Here is a 21531-nt window from a genome sequence, read left to right on the forward strand (position 1 = left end):
CGCGTTTACGGTAGGAGCAAATCATGCTTCCTGGCTGAACCGGTGTGATGGCACCGGCACTGCGGCGCTCCCAGGTCTGCTTCGCGATTACTATCGACGCCAAAGGCAGAAATCGACTGGTAGGGTCGAGATGTGGTGCGGTAGCGGTAGGTTTGGTTTGTCTGTTGCCGAACGCAAACCCGACGTTCGAGCGTCCGTATGACCGCAGGGGCCAACGACCGTTGATGGCCGGCTTCTGCCACAGCGTGGTCTATGGTTAGTACAACCCCACATACAACGCCCGCGCAATAGGTAGCGTGGTGAAAAGCGAACGTGTACGTCGATCCCAACGCAGGTCTTTCAGTATTCGCAGACATTCCTTCGGTCGAGAATCTGCGAGCGCAAGGTGGGATCGGCAAGGTGCTGCGTGCCCGGCGAGTGATCTTCGCGTTGCGGTACATCCGCGATGTACCGCGGCACGGTCTGGGTGGCTCGCAAGGAAGAACCGGCATCTTCGACGTCAGCTCGTCGCGCCGAAGTACACAGGTTGGCCGAAATGCTGATTGCGCGGCTCGTCGATTACCTGGCGGAACTGCTCGTAGCTGAGCGCCCACTGGTCGATCGACTGGATCTGGATCGCGTTGCCGTCAACCAGACGTTCGCCTTCGATGCGCCCGACCTGTATCTGCGCTTCGAGCGGATCGAGCACGGCATCGGCGCCTGCCTGTCACTGTCGAAATGATGCTGGGCATACAGAGCGCGCTCGACGTTCTCGTGCCAGTCGCCGCCGATCTGGTAGCGCACCTGTTCGATAAAGGCAATCACGCCATGTCCGCGCGTCGGGCCGAGATGAATCCGGCGCAGCTTCAGACCGAACAGAAAATCTTGCAGCGCCACCTCGCGCACGCCGCGCTCGGTGCACTGGTCCTGCACGCCGCCCATTTCGTTTTCGAGAAAGTCCTGGGTGTGCACCGCGTCGCCCAGCACCTTAAATGAATAGGCGTACGACTGCGTGGCCAGGAACACGCCGGTGCGCTGCGTGCCGTTGACCGTGCAGGTGACGCAGGCCAGCGACACGTCGTTAGCGCGTGCCTGTTCCAGTTGGCTTCGAGTCCAGTGCATGATCAGAGCAGACGGAAATTTGAAGATCTGCTCGTCCTCGATCAGCGGAAAACCGACCGAAAGCTTCATGGTCTCGGCGACGCTCAGCACCGAGAACAGGCAGTTGTCACCCGACGCGATCCGGAAGTACATCCGGTCCTTGTGCGGTGCATGGCTGAATGGATGCCACGGCTGTCCCATGTTGTTGAGGCCGAGATCGACTCGGTTGAGCGCGCCACCGTGCTCCCTGACCGTCGCGAAGTCGCGCCCTTCGCCCCGGCATCCGATCGGTAGGATCAGGCGGCCACCGCCCGCCGTCCTCAGCCGCAGCTTGTTGCGGAAGTAGCGCCGCACCTCGAGGCCGCGCGGAATGCCCCCGGTTGCCGGGCCGCCCGGCATGTCTTTGAAGCCGATCTCGAGGGCGAGTTCCAGGACCGCCCGTTTGTCGGCGTCGGTGTCGGGCCAGGATGCGGCCTGCTGGACCACAATGGTCGCGCCGGCCGCCTTGCGCTGAACGAAGTTCATTGTCGGCAGTGTCGGATCGCGACAGACCTTGACAAACAATGCCTTGAGTTTCTCGTCACCCGCATCTAGCCGGCCGCCCGACGCACGCGCTTCCTTCCAGAAATATGCACACCACCAGCCGAAATCGAAATCCTGGTTGCTGGCATACAGTCGTTGCAGTCCCTTGAATTGGTCGAGCTGCTGCTTGGTAATCCGGTCATGAGCCATTCCGGGTGCCTCCTGCAGGCCATACGAGGTCGGGCGGTGCGATGAAGGATCGACGCTGCCCCAAAACGCCGGTTAGCAAAATCGTGCGCGGGATCCATGAGGTCGCGCGTGTTGAGCCTCGACGCATTGCGGCAACCCCAGCATGTTCATTTTCAGTCATGCGGCGAGACTGCCGACAAATTGTCTGACGCTGGCGAGGACGGCTCTCTGGTCGCCCGCGAAAACCCAGTGATCGGCGCCGTCGAGTTCGACGTATCGCGCGTGTGCGATGTGGCTGGCAAGATGCCGGCCAGCGCCAATTCGAACGGCGTGGTCGTCGTGACGGTGCAGCACCAGAGCCGGAGTTGAAATCCGACCCAGCAGATCCCGCACATCCGTATCGCGCAACGCCTCGAGCACACCCTTGATGGCGCCAGGGCTCGACGCGGCCCGAAGCAAGCCCGCCCACCAGGCTCTCGCCTGAGGATCGCGAGACAGGCTCGGCGCGAACGTTTCGATGCCCGCAGGCCCGCCCCAAGCTGCGACGAGTTGCTGGAGCCACACGTCATACTGACTAGCCTGCAGCGCGTGCGGATAGTCTGGCGTCGCGCTTCCCTTGGCCAGCGAGCCGAACAGGACGAGGCCAGTGACTCGATCGGGGTGATCAGCGGCAAATTTGATGCATGCCGGTCCGCCCTCGGACGCACCGAACAGCACCACCCGGCGGCTCGCGGCGGCGTCGAGCACCGTGCCGATGTCCTGCGCGGTTGCGTCGACGCCAGGCTTGAACCCGACACGGTCGGAAAGCCCGATGCCGCGACGATCGAGCAGGATGAGCCGGCCCATCTCAGCGAGAGAGGACAGGAACGTCCGGCAGCGGGGTTCCTCCCAAACCCGTTCGACGTGGGACACGAATCCAGGCAGCAGCAGGATATCGATGCGGCCGGTGCCGTAGGTCTGGAACGCGAGATGGACGCCGCCGCCCGAGACATAGCGCGTCGGCGGCGGGGCCTCGATCGGCAGCGTGGTGGCGGCGTTCAGCAGCTCACGGGTCTCGGTTTCGGGCGCCACATCGAGCGCGTCGCGAAGGCGCTGGGTCAAGGCATCGAAGTGGCGCTCGGCCGTAGCCCGGTCCCCGGCGAGCAGGAGATTGCGGATGAGGTGCCGCGCATACGCTTCGCTGAATGGGTCCAGCTGAACGAGACGGCCGGCGTGCACAGCCGCAGCCGCGTAGTCGCCGGCCGCATGCCTGTCCTGCACCACCCGTTCCAGCGCGTGGATCGCCCTGCCCCGCAAGGCCTCACGGCGAAAGAAAGCCCACTCGTCGAACTGCGGGCAATCGCCAGGCGAAAAGCCCTCGAGAAAGTCGCCGGGATAGTGACGGCATGCCCGCTCGAACTCGCCGACGTCACAGGCTTGCTCGAACAGTTGCGAATCAATTTGCAGGTCGGTCGCTGATGACCATCGAAGCGTCGACCGGTCGGTGGTCAGGACGTCGTCGCCCAGCGTGAGCTGGAGGCGGTACATGAGGCGCCGCAGCCGAACCCGGACGACATCTTCGCCACTATCCGGCCACAACATCGTCGCGACGACGTCGCGCCCGACTGGGCCCTTCGCTTCCGCCAGATAGACCAGCAGGGCCAGGCCTTTGCGCAAGCCTATCGGACACGGCTGGTCGTCCCGACGGATCTCCGGAAAACCAAGCGTCCGCACGCTGAATAAAGCCATCGTAGCGCGACCCTCCATGACGGCGTCCAGGGGACGCTCAGGGGACGCGTCGATCCTACCATGCACGGCAGACGATCATCGCTGCGCTCATTGCGGCGGATCGCACTGGAGGCTTTGCCATGAAGAACCTGGGTAAGCATGCGATCGTGATAGGCGGCGGAATGGGTGGGCTGCTGGCCGCACGCGCGCTATCGGATTTCTATTCCACCGTGACCGTGCTCGAACGGGATGCATTTCCGGCAGCGGACACCTGGCGCAAAGGCGTCCCGCAGGGTCGTCACACTCATGGGCTTCTTGCCCGCGGCAGCGCGGTGCTCGAGGAATTCTTTCCCGGATATAACAATGAAGTCGTCGCGGAAAGCGGCGGGTTGCTCGGCGATGTCGCTAACGATCTGCTCTGGATCGGACGCAACGTCACGCTTGCCAATGGCAAAAGCGACCTGACCGGTCTGCTTGCGAGCCGTCCCGTGCTCGAAGGCCATCTGCGACGGCGGCTCCTGGAAATGCCGAACGTGCGCGCCATCGAGAATTGCGCAGTGCGAGGGCTCGCCAGCGACTCCGCCCGCGAGCGCGTGACAGGTGTGCGCATACGCGCCGAAGGCAGACCCGAAGAGACCGTCGACGCGGACCTTGTCGTCGATGCGACTGGACGCGGCTCGTCCAGCGCGATGTGGCTCGAAGAGCTCGGCTACCTACCTCCCGTCAGCGAGAAGGTCGAGGTCGGCATCGGCTACACCACCCGGACCTATCGACGTCGGCCGACTGATCTTGACGGCAAGCTCGGCATCGTCGTCGCCGGGAGTGAGCCGAACTGGCGCAACGGCGTCATACTCGCACAGGAGAGCGACAGCTGGATCGTCAGTACCGGCGGGGTTCTCGGCGACGAGGCGCCCGACAACGATGAGGGCTTTCTCGCGTATCTGGCGACGCTGCCGACCATGGAAATTCATGACGTTGTCGCCACAGCGGAGCCGTTGAGCGGCTACAGGCGCTACCGCTACGTCTACAGTCTGCGGCGCCGGTACGAGACGCTTGCACGCTTTCCCGGGAATTACCTGGTTTTCGGTGACGCTATCTGCAGCTTCAATCCGGTCTACGGACAGGGCATGACGGTCGCGGCGCAAGAGGCGCTGACGCTGCAGCGGTGTCTGCGTTGCGCGGGCTCGAACGATCTTGCGCGGCGGTTCTTCGGGCAGGCCGCGAAAATCGTCGACATCGCGTGGGACATCGCGGTTGGCAACGACCTTCGCAATCCGCTCGTCAAGGGCCCGCGGCCGCCGATGCTGCGTTTCATCAACTGGTACATCGGCTGGCTTCACGTTGCCGCAACCCGCGACAGCACGCTGGCAACCGCGTTTCTGAAGGTAGTCAACCTGATGGTCCCGCCGCCGTCGCTGCTGAGCCCGGCCATTGCCTGGCGCGTCTGGCGAGGCAACCGGAGGTCTGCGCTACCGCTTTCTCGCCCGCGATCGAGCGAGCCGCCTGACAACAAGCGTATTGAACTGACGTAACCCAGAAAGAGCGGCCACACCTGCATTCGCGAATCCGAGCGCGTGCAGTTCTCGTCGAGACGGACTCTTCCGTCGAAGCTAATGTTGATAACAGCCTCCAAAGGAGTACGACATGATCGGTGTATTCGTTACGTTTCGCTACGGCGACAATTTCGATGAACGAGCCGTGCGGACGATTGCTGAGACCGCACGTGCAAGGTTTGAAGGAATGCCAGGGCTACGTTCAAAGGCTTTCACGCTCAATTCCGCCAAACGTGAGGCCACGAACTTCTACGTTTGGGAATCAGAGGACGCAGCCAACGCTTTCTTCACCGATGAGCTGCTCGACCGGGTAACCGGTCTCTACGGTGTACGACCTGATGTCGAGTTCGTGCAGATTGCCACGTTGGTGGAAAACGTTCGAGCATGACGTCGTCTGGTGTCCTGGGTAGAGAAACGCGAGCTTGTCTACACCATGATGAATCCGTGCCGCATGCCGAGCATCACCGCTTCGGTGCGGTTGGTCGCACCGAGTTTGCCGAAGATTGACGAGAGGTGGAATTTCACCGTGTTGTCCGAGATGTCGAGGTGCCGCGCGATCTCCTTGTTGCCGAGTCCGTCGGCGAGCATCGCCAGCACTTCGATCTCTCGTAACGTCAAGGCTTCGAACGGTTCGCCGGATCCCTTCTGGCGCGACGGTCTTGTTTCGGCCAGTAGCCTTGCGAGGATGTCGGGCGTCAGCACGCAAAGGCCTGCGGCGACGGCTTCGATGGACACGACGATTTCAGCTGGTATCGCGTTGCGCGGCAGGATAGCCACGGCATCGGCCGGCAACGCATCGAGGATCCAGTCGCTGTCCGGGTCGTCGCTCAACAGGACGAGCGACGGCGACACGGGCGAGAGTTCGAGTAGCGTCTTGAGCGCATCGCTCGCCTCCGGCGCGATGTCGGTGACGACCACATCCGGCACCGATCCGGCGAGGCAATCGACGAGCTTTTCGACGTCGGCCGCGCTACCCAGGAACTCAAGTGCCGCGTTCGCCTCGACAAGCGCTTGCAGGCTTGCGCGCTCTTGCCACGATGCCGCAATCACTACGACCCGTAAAGGCGCCCTTCGTATCGTCTGTCCATCCGACATTTAGTCGCTTCCCGGACGTCATCTGCACGAATTCCGTTGGGGCCGTTCGCCCACCGTTACCGAACACGCGTGGCGTTCGCCGCCTCGGATCAAGGCGATGTGCAACTGCTGCCCAACGCTTGCGGAGCCCAGCGCCGCACTTACGTCACCCATGTCGCGGCAAGGCTTGCCGTCCAGTTCGATCAGTACATCGCCTATCAGCACGCCCGCCCGCTCCGCAGGGCCGCCCGGCGCAAGCGAATTGATCAGCAATCCACTGCTGAACGACAGATTCATTTTATTGACCCAGGCGTCCAGCAGGCCGACCCGCTGCGTGCCGACACCAAGGTAGCCCCGCGAGACGCGCCCTTTAGCCAACAGTTCATCGGTGACGCGCTCCACGGTCATCCCCGGAATCACGATGCCGGCGCCGCGCATCAGCGCCGAGGTGCAGATGCCGATGACCTGCCCGCGCATGTCCGCGAGCGCCGCCCCGGAGAAACCCGGGCGCAGACCGCCGTCCAGTCGCACGAATGCATCGAGTTGTCCGCCTTTCCACGTGCGCCAAGGACCACCTATGCTGCCGATCACGCCAAAATCAGCGCTGACGCCGGAATCGTCCGCACGTGCGACGGCGAGCGCAAGATGACCCGGCTTCAGTGAGTGGGCGTCGCCGGAACCGATCGGGTCGAGGTCCACGCCGTCCAGTTTCAGCACGCCGACGTCGGACCCGAGATCCAGGCCCGCGAGGACTGCGGCGACCGTACGGCCGTCGGTCAATGTGACTTCAATGCCGTCCTCACGCCTGAGCGTGTGTGCAGCCGTCACGACGACGCCACGTCGCCAGATTACGCCACTCGACGGCATGCGATGTCGGCCGTGTACTGCTACGACACTCCGCCCGACTCGCGCGACGATGTCTGCCAGATTGTCCGAGAGATCCATCAAAGGATTTCCGCTCGAGGATGTGGTTTCCATTTCAAGCCCCCTGTCAATTGCGTGCGTCCTGCCAGTGCTTCGCGTCGACGTTTGCTCGCCTGTCCAGCTAGCGTTATGACGACGGGTTCACAATGACAGAACGACGGGGGGCGCACACCACCCAAATGGGTAGCCGGGTGGATTCAGCGCGGACTTCACGATGCAACGAGTCTGGACTGCGACCGGCACGTCCCTGATCACACTGCGGTTAGCGCCGCCCGCTACGGCCCCATACATAGCGAACCCACCGCTGCCAGCGGCTTTGCGGTGGAGCGGGCGCGTGGCGCGCAGTTTGCGCTTCGCAGTCGCGCTGGACGGACTTCTGCACCTGTTCGTGGATCTGCCTCAAACTCATGCCGCCTGGGCCTTTCAGTTTGTCGGGATCGGTAGCAGGATCGCCATCGGGATCGTCTGTCATGAGAGTCGCCTGTTTGTGATGAGGCGACTTGATCTTGATACAGATGCTCAGTAGCAGCAAGTTGGACGCGGATCGCCAACCGGCGCGTAGTCCGACAGTCCTTGCCCATGTGCCGTTCGTGAAGTAGATTTTTCTAATGAGGTCCGTGCCGGGAGGGATTGCCATGGAACTGAGCGTGGAGCGTGTCGAGGTGTGGGCAGCTACCATCGACGACAAACCGGGAGGTCTTGCGAAAGTTTTAAGCGTCTTGCGGGATGCTGGTGTCGACTTGCAGTTCGTCGTGGCACGTCGAACGCCAGAGGCATCGGGGAAGGGAGTCGTGTTTGTCGCTCCGATACAGGGAGACAGTGCGAGCCGTGCCGCCACACAGGCGGGGTTCAGCGTCAGCCCGAGCCTTCACTCCATCCGTGTAATGGGTCTGGACCAGTTGGGCATCATCGCGCAATTGACCCAGATGCTGGCGGATGGGGGGATCAACCTTCGCGGCGTCTCGGCCGCTGTACTTGGCACGCAGTTCATTGCGTATCTCGCGGTCGACTCGTTGGACGATGCCGAAAAGGCGATTGACGTTCTACAAAGGGCCTGAAGTACCCGTACCGGACTGCGAACCGGCTTGGCGCTTGCTGGCGAGGCAAGGGGGCCACTCTGTCTGACACGACTGCCGTCGACCATCTCAAATCCGTTGCGACAAAGCCGAGCGGCCATTTGAATGGCGAACGAAGCGCCGGGCGTGGCGGCGAATCCCGATGCCGGTAGGAGGTCGACAGTGATGAAAACACCGACGACCAGAAGGCGGGTGTTTTGGGCGCTCTCGCTTTGCATTATCGCGACTTGCATGGCAGTTGGCGGGGCATTGCTGTTCGAGCTGTCGGTGGTCGGCCATGCCGTGAGCGATTTCCGCCGGGACGCGGCCCTGGCGCAAGCGGACATCGCACGTGGCGAGCCGGCTACGTCCGAGGAGCGCATCAACCCGCCCTATCTGAAGCGATACGGGTTGGACCGTGACCTGTACAAGGACATTCACGGAAACTTTTCGCCAACAGGTGCTGACTGGCGCCAATGGGGGCTGCGAACCAAGGTCGCAGCCACTGTGTTGTGGCTGGGTCACGATCCACCGGGAACGTGGTGGACCTACGTTCAGATCAAGTGCGTTGATCGGTTTCCTCAAGCTCACGCCGACAGCGAGCCGATCGTCGATGTTGCCGACGCTTGCCTCGGCGAGCCGCATTGATTGTCCCGTTGGTCACTTCCGATCATCGGAGCGGCCAGCGCCGAGTGCCTCGAGCAACGGCCGGAGGGCATCCAGTTCCGCGCCGAAGCCGCTCCAGTCTCCCGCCTTCAGTCGCTCGATGGCGCGGTCATAGTGGACAAGTGCCTCTCTCGCGCGAGCGTCCACGGTGCCTCGGGCTGGCGATGCCGCTTGTGCGGTCTCACTGAAAAGCGCCGCCAGCGCCTCATCCAGAGTGTTCTCCATCACCACACGGTTCCCATACGCGGCAATCACCCGCTTCAACTCCGGCAACTGACCGGACGCCGCGCGCAAATAGAGAGGCGAAACGTAGAGGATCGAGTTCTCGATCGGCACGACCACGAGATGACCGCGAATGACGCGTGAGCCCATCTGGTTCCACAGCGAGATCTGCTGCGAGATCTCGGTATTCTGCTGAATCCGCGCTTCGATCTGAAACGGCCCATAGATCAGCTTGTCCTTGGGAAAGGTGTACACGATGAGCTTGCCGTACCCGGGCGGATCGCAACGCGCCGCCAGCCAGGCAATCATGTTCTCCCGCTGGCTCGGCACCATCGGCAGCATGAGGATGAACTCGGCGCGTGCGTCGCCGGGGAGTCGCATGATCGTGTAATACGGCGGCATCGTGCTGGCGGTGCTTCCGCCATCCATTCCGACCAGCTCCTGAGGAAACTGCCACAGATCCTCGCGGTTGTAGAAGATCTCCGGCGCATCCATGTGATAGGCGCGGTAGAGCTGCGCCTGGATCAGGAACAGATCTTCGGGGTAGCGGATATGCTTTCGCAGCTCCGGTGGCATCACGTCCAAAGGCTTGAACAAACCCGGGAAGATGCGCTCGTATGCGCGCAGGAGCGGATCGGCGGGATCGCTGACGTAGAAATCGACCGTGCCGTTATACGCGTCGACCACGACCTTGACCGCGTTTCGGATGTAATTGGCGCCGTCGCCGAAACCCGGCCGGGAGTAAGGAAACCACTGGCTGACGGTATAGGCGTCCTGGATCCAGAACAGGCGCCCATTGCTTGCGACGACATAGGGGTCATGGTCGAGAGTCAGGAATGGCGCGATCGTACGCACGCGGTCCTGAATGTTGCGATGAAGCAGGATCCGGCTCTGGTCTGTGATATAGCCGCTCAGCAGGATGTTCGGATCGTCGAACTGCCAGGCGAACAGACTGCGGCGTGCCGCACTGCCGATGCTGACGCCATCGCGCCCGCTATACGTCGTGTAGGCATTAGTCGGCCGTTGGGGATAGTCGAACTCGGCTACGTTGCCGTTCACGATGACATGGTCCTGCCGGCCTTCGCTGAAATAAAGACGTGGTTCGCGAATGGCCGGGCCGCCGTTGGAGACTGGCGGAATATCGTGCAGATAGAAAAACGGTAAGCCTTCGGTGGATTTCTCGGTGACTGGCGACATCACGACGCCGATGCCGTGAGTAAAGATAAGGTGCAGGTTCACCCAGGTCTGGGCGTTGGTCGGAAGCATCGCCGGTTCCAGGTCACGCGCCGACAGCATTACCTGTCTGTATCCGGCGTCAAGCTGATAGCGGTCGATGTCCACCGAAAGAAATTTGTAGTAAGTCCTGATCTCCTGCAACTGTCCATAGGTATCCATCAGCGGTTGCACATCCCATAGCCGGATGTTGTCGATGGTCGCCCGATTGGCCTGCAGCGAGTCGAGAGTCAGTCCCTGTTCGGCCTCAAACGGTTTAACCTCGATCTTTGCGAGGCCGTAAGCCTGTCGCGTTAGCGCGATAGTGTGCTCGATATAGGGTGTTTCCAGTTTCAGCTCGCTCGGTTTGACATAGAAGCGCTGAAACAGCGACGGATAGATCACAGCGAATACAAACGAACTGCCGAATACGAGCAGCGCGAGAACGACGGGTTGCAGATGGCTCCGCCGGCGCATGTTGATCCAAAGGGCGACGGATGAGGCCGCGGCAAGGCCGACAAGCATCCACAGGACCGGCAACTCGACGTGCACATCGGTATAGCTGGCGCCGACCACGACGCCGTTGTCGCCATAGAGCAGCAGAAAGCGGTCGAGCCACCACGACCAGGCCTTCACCGCAAAGAACAAACCGAGCAGTGCCGAACCATGAGTGATGGCGGCGGCCGAGAGCGTGCGTGGTGGCCGCTCCAGCGCGATGTCACCGCGCAACCCGTAGACAACACCTGCCACGATCGCGCTCCAGAAGATTAGCTGCAGCAGCCAGTTCTTGAGTGCGACATACGCGGGGAGCGAGAACAGATAAAAGCCGATATCCCTGTCAAAGATCGGATCGCGTTCGCCAACAGGGACCTGATAAATGAAGCGAAGCGCGAGGTCCCAACTCGAGACTTCGCTAGCGGCAATAACCAACCCCAGGACGACCGCGGCGCAGGCAATACTGGAGCGCCATGGAACGTGCGGCGCGATCAGTTCAGACAGTTCAACGGCAACTTCCGTCGGACCCGATGGATCAACAGATTGCGCTCGCAAGACATCGACGCGCCTCGCGAAACGATGCGCCAAAATCCCGGACAGCCATATCGCGCACGCCGAGACTGCGAACACCGCGGCAAACAGCAGCGCTCTCGCGGAAAGGATGGTCCAGAAAACGCCACCATAGCCGATCGAAGAGAACCACAGCCAGTTGACCAGGATGCCGGTGATGCGTCCGACGACAAGCAGGCCAACGATGACGGCCGTCACCGTGATTGCATAACGTCTCAGGCGCACGCCGGACTTCACTTCCGACCGCATGGTCTCTCCTGTGCTGGCCGTCGCCCTGCCCTGCTGCGATTGCGATCCGGGTTCGGATGGCTACATTGATTCAAGCTATCTGAAGCCGCTCCACGACACCATGAAGAAAGGCCCTCGTGGACGTGGCGCGAGTCGAAACGGGCCACTCCCCGGCGCAGCGATGCGGCAATTATGCCAAAGTTCATCCATCGCAATCGACGCTCGACGTCGAACTCTCGTTCCAGGTGTCGACGGCGGCGGCACGCCCTTTGCTGCGTTGAAACGGTTCAGTTCATCTCAAGGGGACTCCTATCATGAAGCTCTACTATTCGCCCGGTGCCTGCAGCCTCGCCGACCATATCGCAATGCATGAGGCCGATCTCACTTTCGAAAGGATTCGCGTCGACTTGAAGTCCAAGGAGACCGAGACTGGGGAGCAGTTCAATCGGATCAATCCAAAGAGTTACGTCCCAACCCTCGAAATGGATGATGGTCAACGGCTTACCGAGAATATCGCGATTCTTTCGTGGGTCGCACAGCGCAAGCCTGCCCTTGCGCCGAATAGCGAACCCGGCAGCCTGCGCCTGCTCGAGATGCTCGCGTTCATTTCGACGGAAATCCACAAACAGTTCGGCCGTGTTTTCAAGCCCGCTTCGGATGCTGAAGCAACGGCAGCGCGCGAGAAGCTCGGTCAACGCTTCCAGTTGATCGCCACCATGTTCAAGGGCGAATATCTGTTCGGGAGCGAAGCGAGTGTGGCGGACGCCTATCTGTTCACGATGCTGCTCTGGGCCAAAAAGGTAGGCATAAAAGTGCCGGAGAAATTGCGAAACTTTGCCGAACTGATGCGCGCGCGTCCGGCCGTCCAGCTTGCCATGAAGCACGAGGGACTCGACTGATGAAACTCAGATCCTCGCCGCGCGCACCTTTAGCTGGATGATTCGTGTGCGTTCGGGCTCGCTCAATGCAGTGTGGCGAGTGCGGCCCGGATACGCATCCCCTGCTCTTCGGAAACGAGCCGATCGAGCACTTCCGCGAAATGGGGGTGATGCATACCGGAATGGAGGTACTGCCACCGGTAAGCATGATGGAAATTCGCTTCGATCGACATGGCTTCTGCCTCGACGACGGCACGCCCGCAGTTCGCGATGAAATACCGCGAGTCCGCTGTCGCCTGCCCGCCCAAAATGCCATCGATCGCAATCATCAGGTCGATGAACTCGTTGACCGCGTTGTCGCGTGCCGCATCTGTCAGCGTAGCGTCGTGCCGCTTCCATTCCAGCTCATCGAGAACGGCGTGCTGACTTTCTTCCTTCCAGTGGTACAGAAATACATCCTTGAACAGCTCGGATAACTGATCGTCAGGATGAATGCTCTGGCGGTAGTGAATTTGCGAGAACAGTTCAATATGCAGCGTCATGGCCAGCACCGCCCACGTGCTCTTGCCGAGGACCACGGCGGCAAGCGCATCGGCATCGACGTCGAAGCGATAACCCGCGGGCAGCGTTTCGCCGATCATTTTTTCGATGCGGCGAAACAGCGCCTGGTGTTTGAGCTCTTCGTCGCTGAAACGCACGAGCGCTTCTAGCGCCACCTGATCGCCGAGCCAGTAGTCGCGGCTCACTTCCAGCACCTTGGCGTTAATGAAGCGCTCGACGAGCCCGAACACGTTCGCGTATGTACGCCCCTGAATCTGGCTGACGAACCGCTTCTCACCCTCCGAGAGCATGATGAAATCCGGCACCAGCGAGAGCCCGTCCGGCAAATACTTCTGGGACATGTCGAAGGTACGGCCTCGAATCACGTCACGGTCGATGTCCCAATTGACCATCTTCGAAGCGCGAATGCATCGGGCGTAGCGATCTCGATCGGACAGCCGCAAAATTGCGTTCATGGAAGTTCTCCCAATATGGACCGCCACGCGGTCTAGCGTTGAGTGTCGATTCACCGGGCGGAGCCAGTCGAATGATCTGGCTTTCCGGCACGCTCAATTTACGATTGGGAGGTTTGAAGTTCTATGATCGAGTCGCCGGACGATATGACTGAAACGCCGTTTCGTCACGTTGGTCGCACAGGTCGACAATTGAGTGTGTAGAGACAGCACGGCGCGTCGCGGCGAGCATCACTGATCCCGCAGTGCGGCAACGCCACGCGCAGGTTGCGCGTGCTGCGCTGATGTGGCCACGCCGTTCGACTCTCCCTTGCTCTTGCGCCAGCCGGCCGGCGGCATGCCGAATTCGCGTCTGAACGCGCGACTGAATGCGGCTTCCGACTCATAGCCAATCTGTTCCGCAACAGCGTTGAGCGGCTTGCTACCGATCAGAAGTTCGTGCGCCGCAATCTGCATGCGCCATCTCGCGAGGTATTGCATGGGCGGCTGCCCCAGAAGATCGGTAAAGCGTTGCGCCAATGCGGAACGCGACAGGCCCACTTTGCGCGCAAGTTCCTCGACGGTCCACGCATGCGCCGCCTGCGCATGAAGCAGCGAGAGCGCGCGTCCAACGTAGCGGTCACGCACGCCGGCGAGCCACCCGGTCTGGTTATCAGGTAGCGCTTCAATACAGCTACGGATTGCTTCGACAAACAGCAGTTCCGATAGCCTGGCAAGCACGATCGTGCCGCCCGCGCGTGAGTCGGCCGCTTCCGCGGCAGCAAGTTCGAGAGACGACTCGAGCCATGCCGCACGCGGATCCTGGCGCATGTCGATCTTGAACAGTCGCGGCAGCGATGAGAGCAGCGGATTGCTCAAGGTATCGTCGCAGGCCAGAAAGCCGCACACGATGCGCGTCACAGCGCCCCCGCCGCCATAGGACAGCGTCATCACTTCACCGGGTGCTGTCGCCATCTGCCCGGCCAGTAGCGAGTCCGACGGCACAGGGGAGATTTCGATCGCGCTGCCGATGATGTGCGTTTCACCCTGAGGCACCACGATCAGTTCGCCGGCATGGACGTGAATCGCCGAACCGGGATCGTCGGGCAACTTCGCCCAGCAACTCCCCTCTATGATCAGATGATAAGAAACGACGCGCTCGGAAGGCGGCAAGTAAGCGCCGCAGAGCGATGCATCGGTGCGACCGATCAGAGACCACGGCGCAGTGAGTGTCCCGTTCAGAAACACGGCACCGCTCAGACGAACAGCGCGCAGAACCTCAGAGACTGCATCCATGGATAGCTCGCGTGAAATGCGATTTCCCGGGCGAGAAACCTGGCCGCCGCTCATTCTTCAGGATGGCCAAGGGCTCCATGTTATACCCGCAACCTCTCTTGATGACAATTCCCTTACTGGCGTTTTTCGCGGCTTATGAAACGCTTTGCGGGTCCGTTAAAGACTCGCGCTTTGCAAAAAGCGCAACCCACGGAACGTGCGCTTCGGCAGGATGACAGGACGATCTTTGTGGACGCCCGCACTGCGCAAGCGATGCATCGGCAAGAAGTGGACGATCGGTCAAGAAAGATCGACGCACGGGCAGGACGGCAATGGCTTGCCGCGGGCAGAGTTCATGACAGGAAGGAACATCACGGATCGGCGTCATCCGTACTTCGCAAACAAGCCTTCCTCGGACTCTGGAAACCTGGCGCGTCACCCAACTTGCACGAATCGGTTCAAGCACAGCAACTGACCGCTTCGCGCAAATACAGTAGCGTGAGACACCGATGAAACGCCTGATAAGCCGTGCGATGTACCACCCGATCATTGCGCTATCCGTTTTCTATCTGGCCGACGTTATGCATCACGTCGATTACAGCATCGCTGGTGCATTGCTGGTTCTGGCCGCGAAAACGATCTCGCGTGTTTCAAGTCTGTTCAACAAGGGATAGAGCTGCGACGCGAAGCGTTCGTCGATCAACGTCCGAGCGCGGCGCTGCAATTCAGCATTGGCATAAGAGACGCTGGCCGCGACCGGCAAATCGACGAAAAGAGGCCAGAAAAAAGGCCTGTTCGTGATGCAGATGCACGAACATGATCGATAGAATTTCCTACAGCACGTTACACACGGTCCCGCGTCAGATATCTGTCGGACCGCTTTCTCACATCGGATCTCCGGTTAATTCAGCATGGCACGGCTTGCACGACACTACGTCCCCGATCAACCGCAGCACGTTATCTTGCAGGGACTCGCGGGGCCCGCTTTCCTGGACGAAGGAGACTACCTGTACTTCCTCGCCTGCGTGGCAGACGCAGCGCGCGTCGCCGATCTGGCGGTCCATGCGTGGGTGCTCATGCCTGACGCGGTACAGTTCCTTGTCACGCCTTCATACGAGTCGAGCGTCGCCATGGCGATACAGGCGGTCGGCCGTCGCTATGCCGAGACCTTCAACCGCCGTCATGGACGTCGCGGTGCGGTATGGCGTGGCGAGTACCGGGCGACAGTGATTGAGCCCGACCGGTATTTCCTGCTCGCGAGCCAGGTCATCGATCAGGCGCCGGTGCGCAATGGCCTTGTGGCCGAGCCGGGAAACTACCCGTGGTCGAGCTGCGCGCACCACATCGGGCTGCGTGTCGATAGATTCATCAAGGACCATCCACTGTACCGGGCGCTCGGCAATACGCCGTTCGAGCGCCACCAGGCTTATCGCGATCTGGGCGCACAGCCTGTTGACGAACGCGAGATCAATAACCTGATGCAGTCGACGCTCAACGGCTGGGTGCTCGGCAGCCCCGCGTATTGCGAATGGGCGGCGCAGACAGCCAATCGGCGCTTGATGCCACTGCTGCTGCGCGACCGGCCGTCCACGGTTCGCACCTCACGCTCGCTCGTACACGTGGGCTAAGCAAAGAACGATCGAGCTTCGCGAGATTACACGACCGCGCCGACACCGCTCGTCGCGCGAGGCCCTGCATTTCACGCAGAACCCATTGCAGCTCGCGTCTGCGCGAATCCCTCGCGATAGCGAGCGGCGAGGTGTGTGGCGGTCCGCCGCAGCAACGTCCGGTCGATCGTCAGGGCATGGAGCATTGCTTGCGAAAGTGCCTCGATCCCTACGCTTCCCGGCACGCACGCTGGCTCCCACGTCGCGGCAAACGCGGACTGTTTCGTCGTGTCGTTCGCGCGCGCCGGATGGAAGAAGTTCACCCGCGGCAAGCCGCACGCCAGCGCGACGATCCGTCCGTGCAGGCTGCTTCCCGCATAGGCCGTGGCGTCTGCGATCAGTGCGCAGATGTCCCATATCTCCAGCGAACGGAAGAGTTGCGTACGTGAGACCTTCATCCGTGCCGCAATCCGCCCGTAGCAGGCCATATCGTCATGCCAGGGCGCCGCACCCGCTCGAAAGAAAACAATACCAAGCCCGCTCTCGTTCGACACGCGATCGAGCTCGCGCGCAAGCACATCGAGCGTTCCGTCGTCGCCGAAATCCGCACTGAACTGCACGGCGACATACCCCTCGGGAAACGCCCTTTGCAAATCCGCCACGCCGCTTCGTTCCTTGCACGCGCGAATGTTCGCGCCGAACAGCTCCGTCACCATCACCGCCGGGTCCGGCACGAGCCGCGCGAAAATGCCTGCCGCGGCGAGCCCGTTCTGGGTGTGGATGTCACGCACGCTTACGTCGTCGGCGTGCGCGAGCTTCGACAGGACTTCTGCTCGCATCCCGGGATCGAGTCGTTCCACATCGACGCCGCCGGCCGCTTGATAAGTGACGCTCGACGCACAGGGAAACATCTCGCGAGACGCCATGTACGGCGCAAGCGCATCGAGACCCGTCAGCGCGCGTGCCCACGCGCGTCGCTCGTCGTTGTGCGTATCCAGTCGCGCGATGACCTTCTGTGCCTGGTCCCACGGCAGCAGCATCACCGCCGCCTCCCAGTCGCCGCAAGTCAGGATCTCGCCGCCTGCGTGCACGATATGCACACGGTCCTTGCCGCGTTCGGCGGCCAGTTGCGCGAGCGGCTGAACAGCGTGGCCGCCGTAAACGCGCAGGTCGCGCTCCGCGAGCCCGGCGAAGATCACATCGTCGCACGCAAGCAGTTTTGCGACGACGTGAGGGAACAGCAGGTCACCCAGGTTGTGGCGATCGAAGGCGCCGAAGACCACGACCGCATCATGTTTTCCTGTGTCTCGCATCATGATTCGCGCCCCGACCTCCCTCGGTACGATGTCGCCGCTTGTCGCGCCACTCCTCCACCTGCCAGGCGATGAGTCCAGGCAGAAAGACGATGATGTCACGAATACGGCGCGCACCCGCGAGCGCGAGGCAAAGCTGCGGATGGAAACCAAGCACCGTGCCGATCAGCAGAAATCCACCTTCCTGAACGCCGAGTGCGCCAGGCACAAAGAACGCGACGCTACTGAGCGCCTGGATGAGCGACTCGAGTACGACTGCCTGCAGGAAACCTGCTTTTGCCGACAGGAAATAGAGCGCGAGCCATAGCTCGAGCGCCGTTCCGATGCATTGGAGCGATTGCCAGATGAGCAGGTAACGGATGATGACGCCGGGCTGATGCCAGAGGTCACTGATCGATTGATCGATGCGCACCGACTCGCCGACGAGCGAGCGGAACTTGCCGCTCGTGATGCGATTGAAAAGTTTCGTGAGCCGGGCGAACGGACTCGCTCGCTGCACGAACGAAAACGCCAGGAGCAGAGCCGCCAGAATGGCGATGCCGCCTCCGAGCCTGGCTGCGAGGTGCAACGCCCTGGAGCCGGCATGGGCGATCAGATAGCCGATGGCCGCAATGGCGAACAGCATTTCGCTGATGAGCGTGAGCTGGAGGTCGACGACGAGGCTCGCCATGGCTGGGGCAGGCTCCATGCCCCATTTGCGCATCATGCGAAACGTCACGACTTCACCGCCCACTCGGGCAACGGGCAACATGCCGTTCACGGACTCCCGAATCCAGACGAGACGCAGTACGGCGAACAGCTTCGGGCGTGTCGCGCCGCGCATCAGCATTTGCCAATTCCTTGCATTGGCGAGCATCGGCAGAATGTGGACCGTCCCTGCAAGCGCGAGCCCGGCGCCGGCCGCGCGCATCAAACCGAACACCTTCTGCGCGTCGGCGTGCCAGACGAGCCAGACCGCGATGGTCAGGCCAGCAAGTGCGGCAGCCCGGGCGAGATATTTCATAAGCTGGCGCGAGCGTAGTGTCAGTCGCCTTGAAGCGGCAACAATAGACTTTTGCGTCCACTTCGGAGATCGAGCCGCAGCTGCGACTCATATCGCACCTCGGGCCTCTATTCGAGCTGTCGCATAACTCGTTCCCCGCGCGGGGAGAATGGTGTGTGATTAGCGACTGCGTCGTCGAATCCTTGTTCGAACCCGTCGATGTGCGCTTCCGCCATACGGCAGGTAATCACGCCCGGCAAGTCCCCGCTGCGCGCTGCGGTGCTCAGTGACAGTCGCTGGAGAAGCTGTTCGTGCACACGATTGCCGAGCGCCGGCGAAGGCGGCACACCCAACGTGTATAGGTCGTCAGATACGTTGTCTGCGCACTTGTCAACGGACCCGGGCGAACGCACGCAGCACGGCGTCGCCGCGCGGCGTCACGTGAGGTAACCGGAAACCCGGCCCAGCGGGCTCATTCGCAATCAACTGCAGTTCGCGGAGCGCGCCAAGCTCTGCCCGATCCAAATCAATTCGTTCAGGCGCATCCTTCAACAGCAACAACGTGGCCACTTCGTGCGGGCTCAACATGTCGTTTACCTCACGGCGGGAAGGAAGAACGGGCGACCAGATCCGGCCACGGCTGCATCGGCAGCACGCGAATACCGGACCCGGCAGGATTGGTGGAAGCTTGTCGCCTATCGGGTTGACGAGCGACGTGCGCGAGGCGGACCTCGTCGTTCCGCCGTGTCAGGCGTCGCCTTTTCGACGCGCTCGAGAAAGGCGCGGACCATTTCTCCGACCTGTGCCTCGGCGACGGACTCGCCGTCCGGCTGCACTTCCGGCGGCACGGCCGCGCGCATCATCGCGTCGACGCCCGCTGCGCAGGCCGGCAGGCCAGCGGGCATGGTGTCCTCGTGGAGCTCACGTCCGTCGTCGTGATCGCCGCCGGCGTGGCACGGTCTGATTGTCTCAGACGCGATGTCCATCCAGCCGCGGGTGTATCCGGCGAACTGCAGGGTGAGCCAAGGCATCACATCCGCTTGACGTCTGATGAACTGTTCAGGCGTCTGGGCGCGCAATACGCTTTCCCAGTGCAGCGCGGCACCCGTGACTGCGGACCTGCACGTATCCACGTTCAGCCGTATCAGCGCGCAATAACCGGCGAGGAACTGGTTTGGCCATTGCGACACGTCGGTCGGAACGGATAGGGTAAATGGCATCTGTTTTGGGCTGCTCACGGAATATCTCTCAGGTTCTCGCGGGCACGGCGATCGCTGCCACTGCGATTCGTGAAGGTCGTTCCCACACCGGGCCGTTGGCCAGGCAGACGGTCTGAAGCCGTCTTAGAGCAGCCATTCTAACTTCCGTTAAGTCGGGTTACGATTTTTACCAGCCAGGGAGTTTCCCCAATATGTGGGAAATGGACACCTATGATGAGTGGGCTACACGCGAGGGACTCGAGCGCATGCCTCGACTGGGGTCGCGGCGGCTGGGGGGTGGTCAGTTCATGAGTGGCGGCGACCATGTTCATTGATAGCGACCCCTTCGCGCGCCGCACGACGTGACGGGAATACTGCGCGGCGCGTTGCGAGCCTCGTCATGCAAACGCTACGACGCAACAAACAGAACCTCAACCGTCGGCGTGAAAGCTCCGCTGAAATGTCGTCAGAGGAGCCTATTACAATGACGCTATCCAAAATACGAAAGCGATCTTCCATGCATCTTCCCTTGAGCCGTCGAGCGCAAAAACGAACAGCCCCGTCAGCCTGGATCGCCGCATGCGTCGCGCTTCTTTTGTTGTCGCCACCCATCCTTGCCCAGGACGAAAAGCCCGGTATCGCCTTTTCCTCGATCGAGCCCGGCGCATCGCTGCCCGCGGGCTGGAAGAACCTGCCGGTCGTGCGCGGCAAGCCCATCACGCAATACACGCTCGTTCACGACGACCACACCACTGTGCTGCAGGCGGACGCGAACCGCTCTGCTTCCGCGCTGATGCACGAGGGTGATATCGACCTCGCTCGCACGCCCGTCGTGGCATGGCGCTGGAAAGCGGATAGACCGATCGAAGGCGCAGATAACCGCGTGGCGTCGAAGGAAGACGCGCCAGCGCGGCTGGTGTTCACGTTTGCCGGAGACAAGAGCAAGCTGTCGCTTTTCGACCGGGCGAAGATGGGGCTGGCCAAGCAACTGAGTGGCGAAGATCTGCCCTATGCCACGTTGATGTACGTGTGGTCGACCACCGCCGCGCCGGGTACCGTCATTGCCAACCCTCGCACGAACCGCGTACAGATGATCGTGGTCTCCGGTCTGACTGGCGATGCGGGTCAGTGGCAAAGCCTGCGCCGCAATATCGTGCAAGACTATGAGCGGGTCTTTCACGAACCGCCAGGACGAATCACAGGCTATGGGCTGCTGACCGATACCGACAATACCGGTGCCACCACACGCGCCTGGTATGGAGACGTCCAGTTCCTTCCCGGGCCTTGATAGCCGAGTGCCATCGAGTTGATCGAGCCCGTCGGCGCGGCGCGGCCGGCTGAGTGTCCCGCGCGCTTTCGTAGCGGAATTGACGCGCCTTGCCGATCACCGGCTTGCTTTGGGCCGCAGCTATCGACTCTTCATTCCTCAGGTGCTCAGATGAGTTCCCGCAATTTGCAGTACCACATCCCCAGAATCAAAGCCTGCGTGCGCGGCATCTTGCCGCCCGCGAACCGTCGATGCCTGATGCGGCTGAACACGTAGACGCCAATCATCTCGCCCAGATAGGACCGAGCGACCCGCATCACTGTTTGATAGTCGATGTCGGTAAGCATAGTGCACCGTCGGCCGGTAAATCACTTCGCCATCCTTGCGAAGCGTCAAATGGCCGGCGATGGAGATCGACTCTCCGCGCGTGATGAGAAAGCCGTGATAATTGCCGGCGAGCGGCGTCCAGCTGGGGACGCGGGTCGCGAGTCCCGGGCGTTGCAGGTAGATTGCCGCATCGC

At 61.6% G+C, this 21531-nt stretch carries 21 protein-coding genes; 8 read left to right on the forward strand and 13 right to left on the reverse strand.

Annotated features, from left to right (window positions below):
* Nucleotides 1-558: 558 nt before the first annotated feature.
* Nucleotides 559-1566: a hypothetical protein gene (locus OKW45_RS35515; RefSeq protein WP_429473517.1), complete on the reverse strand. Its 1008-nt coding sequence runs from the start codon at nt 1564-1566 to the stop codon at nt 559-561.
* Nucleotides 1567-1968: 402 nt separating this feature from the next.
* Nucleotides 1969-3519 carry a bifunctional AfsR/SARP family transcriptional regulator/alpha/beta hydrolase gene (locus OKW45_RS35520; RefSeq protein WP_429473519.1) on the reverse strand — a complete coding sequence of 517 codons (1551 nt, stop codon included), beginning with the start codon at nt 3517-3519 and terminating at the stop codon, nt 1969-1971.
* 119 nt (nt 3520-3638) lie between these two features.
* Between OKW45_RS35520 and OKW45_RS35525 the strand changes: the two genes are divergently transcribed.
* Both OKW45_RS35525 and OKW45_RS35530 read left to right on the forward strand, forming a co-directional pair.
* Complete coding sequence (locus OKW45_RS35525) at nt 3639-5030, forward strand: NAD(P)/FAD-dependent oxidoreductase (protein WP_429473520.1); 1392 nt, start codon at nt 3639-3641, stop codon at nt 5028-5030.
* A gap of 112 nt (nt 5031-5142) precedes the next feature.
* Nucleotides 5143-5439, forward strand: coding sequence for a hypothetical protein (locus tag OKW45_RS35530; RefSeq protein WP_429473521.1), 297 nt, complete (start codon nt 5143-5145; stop codon nt 5437-5439).
* Nucleotides 5440-5477: 38 nt separating this feature from the next.
* Here the strand turns inward: OKW45_RS35530 and OKW45_RS35535 are convergent, their stop codons facing one another.
* The 3 genes from OKW45_RS35535 to OKW45_RS35545 form a co-directional block, all read right to left on the reverse strand.
* Nucleotides 5478-6146 carry a response regulator transcription factor gene (locus tag OKW45_RS35535; RefSeq protein ID WP_429473522.1) on the reverse strand — a complete coding sequence of 223 codons (669 nt, stop codon included), beginning with the start codon at nt 6144-6146 and terminating at the stop codon, nt 5478-5480.
* 18 nt (nt 6147-6164) lie between these two features.
* Nucleotides 6165-7070: a S1C family serine protease gene (locus OKW45_RS35540; protein ID WP_429473523.1), complete on the reverse strand. Its 906-nt coding sequence runs from the start codon at nt 7068-7070 to the stop codon at nt 6165-6167.
* Between the two features lie 241 nt (nt 7071-7311).
* A complete protein-coding gene (locus OKW45_RS35545) occupies nt 7312-7521 on the reverse strand; it encodes a hypothetical protein (RefSeq protein WP_084754273.1) in 210 nt (69 codons plus the stop codon).
* A gap of 163 nt (nt 7522-7684) precedes the next feature.
* On the opposite strand from OKW45_RS35545, the gene OKW45_RS35550 reads away from it, so the two are divergent.
* Together OKW45_RS35550 and OKW45_RS35555 are read left to right on the forward strand one after the other, a co-directional pair.
* Nucleotides 7685-8107: an ACT domain-containing protein gene (locus OKW45_RS35550; RefSeq protein WP_429473524.1), complete on the forward strand. Its 423-nt coding sequence runs from the start codon at nt 7685-7687 to the stop codon at nt 8105-8107.
* A gap of 123 nt (nt 8108-8230) precedes the next feature.
* Nucleotides 8231-8752: a hypothetical protein gene (locus tag OKW45_RS35555; protein WP_429473525.1), complete on the forward strand. Its 522-nt coding sequence runs from the start codon at nt 8231-8233 to the stop codon at nt 8750-8752.
* A gap of 12 nt (nt 8753-8764) precedes the next feature.
* On the opposite strand, the gene OKW45_RS35560 is transcribed toward OKW45_RS35555, so the two are convergent.
* Nucleotides 8765-11518, reverse strand: coding sequence for a UPF0182 family membrane protein (locus tag OKW45_RS35560; protein ID WP_429473526.1), 2754 nt, complete (start codon nt 11516-11518; stop codon nt 8765-8767).
* Between the two features lie 293 nt (nt 11519-11811).
* Between OKW45_RS35560 and OKW45_RS35565 the strand changes: the two genes are divergently transcribed.
* Entirely contained in the window at nt 11812-12396 is a 585-nt protein-coding gene (locus OKW45_RS35565; protein WP_429473528.1) for a glutathione binding-like protein, read from the forward strand.
* Between the two features lie 62 nt (nt 12397-12458).
* Here OKW45_RS35565 and OKW45_RS35570 read toward each other — a convergent pair whose 3' ends face one another.
* Nucleotides 12459-13391 (reverse strand): hypothetical protein, encoded by a 933-nt coding sequence (locus tag OKW45_RS35570; RefSeq protein ID WP_026226147.1) that lies wholly within the window; start codon nt 13389-13391, stop codon nt 12459-12461.
* Nucleotides 13392-13619: 228 nt separating this feature from the next.
* Entirely contained in the window at nt 13620-14663 is a 1044-nt protein-coding gene (locus tag OKW45_RS35575) for an AraC family transcriptional regulator (RefSeq protein ID WP_429473530.1), read from the reverse strand.
* 488 nt (nt 14664-15151) lie between these two features.
* Between OKW45_RS35575 and OKW45_RS35580 the strand changes: the two genes are divergently transcribed.
* Together OKW45_RS35580 and OKW45_RS35585 are read left to right on the forward strand one after the other, a co-directional pair.
* The gene (locus OKW45_RS35580) at nt 15152-15316 is read left to right on the forward strand and encodes a hypothetical protein (RefSeq protein WP_429473531.1); all 165 of its coding nucleotides are present in this window, start codon (nt 15152-15154) and stop codon (nt 15314-15316) included.
* 237 nt (nt 15317-15553) lie between these two features.
* Nucleotides 15554-16270: a transposase gene (locus OKW45_RS35585; protein WP_026226148.1), complete on the forward strand. Its 717-nt coding sequence runs from the start codon at nt 15554-15556 to the stop codon at nt 16268-16270.
* A gap of 71 nt (nt 16271-16341) precedes the next feature.
* Here OKW45_RS35585 and OKW45_RS35590 read toward each other — a convergent pair whose 3' ends face one another.
* From OKW45_RS35590 to OKW45_RS35605, 4 genes are all read right to left on the reverse strand, one after another.
* Complete coding sequence (locus tag OKW45_RS35590; protein ID WP_429473532.1) at nt 16342-17565, reverse strand: polysaccharide pyruvyl transferase family protein; 1224 nt, start codon at nt 17563-17565, stop codon at nt 16342-16344.
* Nucleotides 17540-18565, reverse strand: coding sequence for a lysylphosphatidylglycerol synthase domain-containing protein (locus OKW45_RS35595; RefSeq protein ID WP_429473533.1), 1026 nt, complete (start codon nt 18563-18565; stop codon nt 17540-17542). The genes OKW45_RS35590 and OKW45_RS35595 overlap by 26 nt, the downstream gene beginning before the upstream one ends.
* A 369-nt stretch (nt 18566-18934) precedes the next feature.
* Complete coding sequence (locus OKW45_RS35600) at nt 18935-19132, reverse strand: hypothetical protein (RefSeq protein ID WP_018422439.1); 198 nt, start codon at nt 19130-19132, stop codon at nt 18935-18937.
* A 107-nt stretch (nt 19133-19239) separates the two neighbouring features.
* Nucleotides 19240-19764, reverse strand: coding sequence for a phasin family protein (locus tag OKW45_RS35605; protein ID WP_429473534.1), 525 nt, complete (start codon nt 19762-19764; stop codon nt 19240-19242).
* Nucleotides 19765-20260: 496 nt separating this feature from the next.
* Here OKW45_RS35605 and OKW45_RS35610 point away from each other — a divergent pair, with 496 nt between their 5' ends.
* Nucleotides 20261-21031 carry a DUF3047 domain-containing protein gene (locus OKW45_RS35610; protein ID WP_429474018.1) on the forward strand — a complete coding sequence of 257 codons (771 nt, stop codon included), beginning with the start codon at nt 20261-20263 and terminating at the stop codon, nt 21029-21031.
* Between the two features lie 146 nt (nt 21032-21177).
* Here OKW45_RS35610 and OKW45_RS35615 read toward each other — a convergent pair whose 3' ends face one another.
* Complete coding sequence (locus tag OKW45_RS35615; protein ID WP_429473535.1) at nt 21178-21357, reverse strand: hypothetical protein; 180 nt, start codon at nt 21355-21357, stop codon at nt 21178-21180.
* Nucleotides 21358-21531: the final 174 nt, after the last annotated feature.

This window comes from Paraburkholderia lebeckiae, assembly GCF_050436225.1.
In the GTDB taxonomy this organism is placed as follows: domain Bacteria; phylum Pseudomonadota; class Gammaproteobacteria; order Burkholderiales; family Burkholderiaceae; genus Paraburkholderia; species Paraburkholderia tuberum.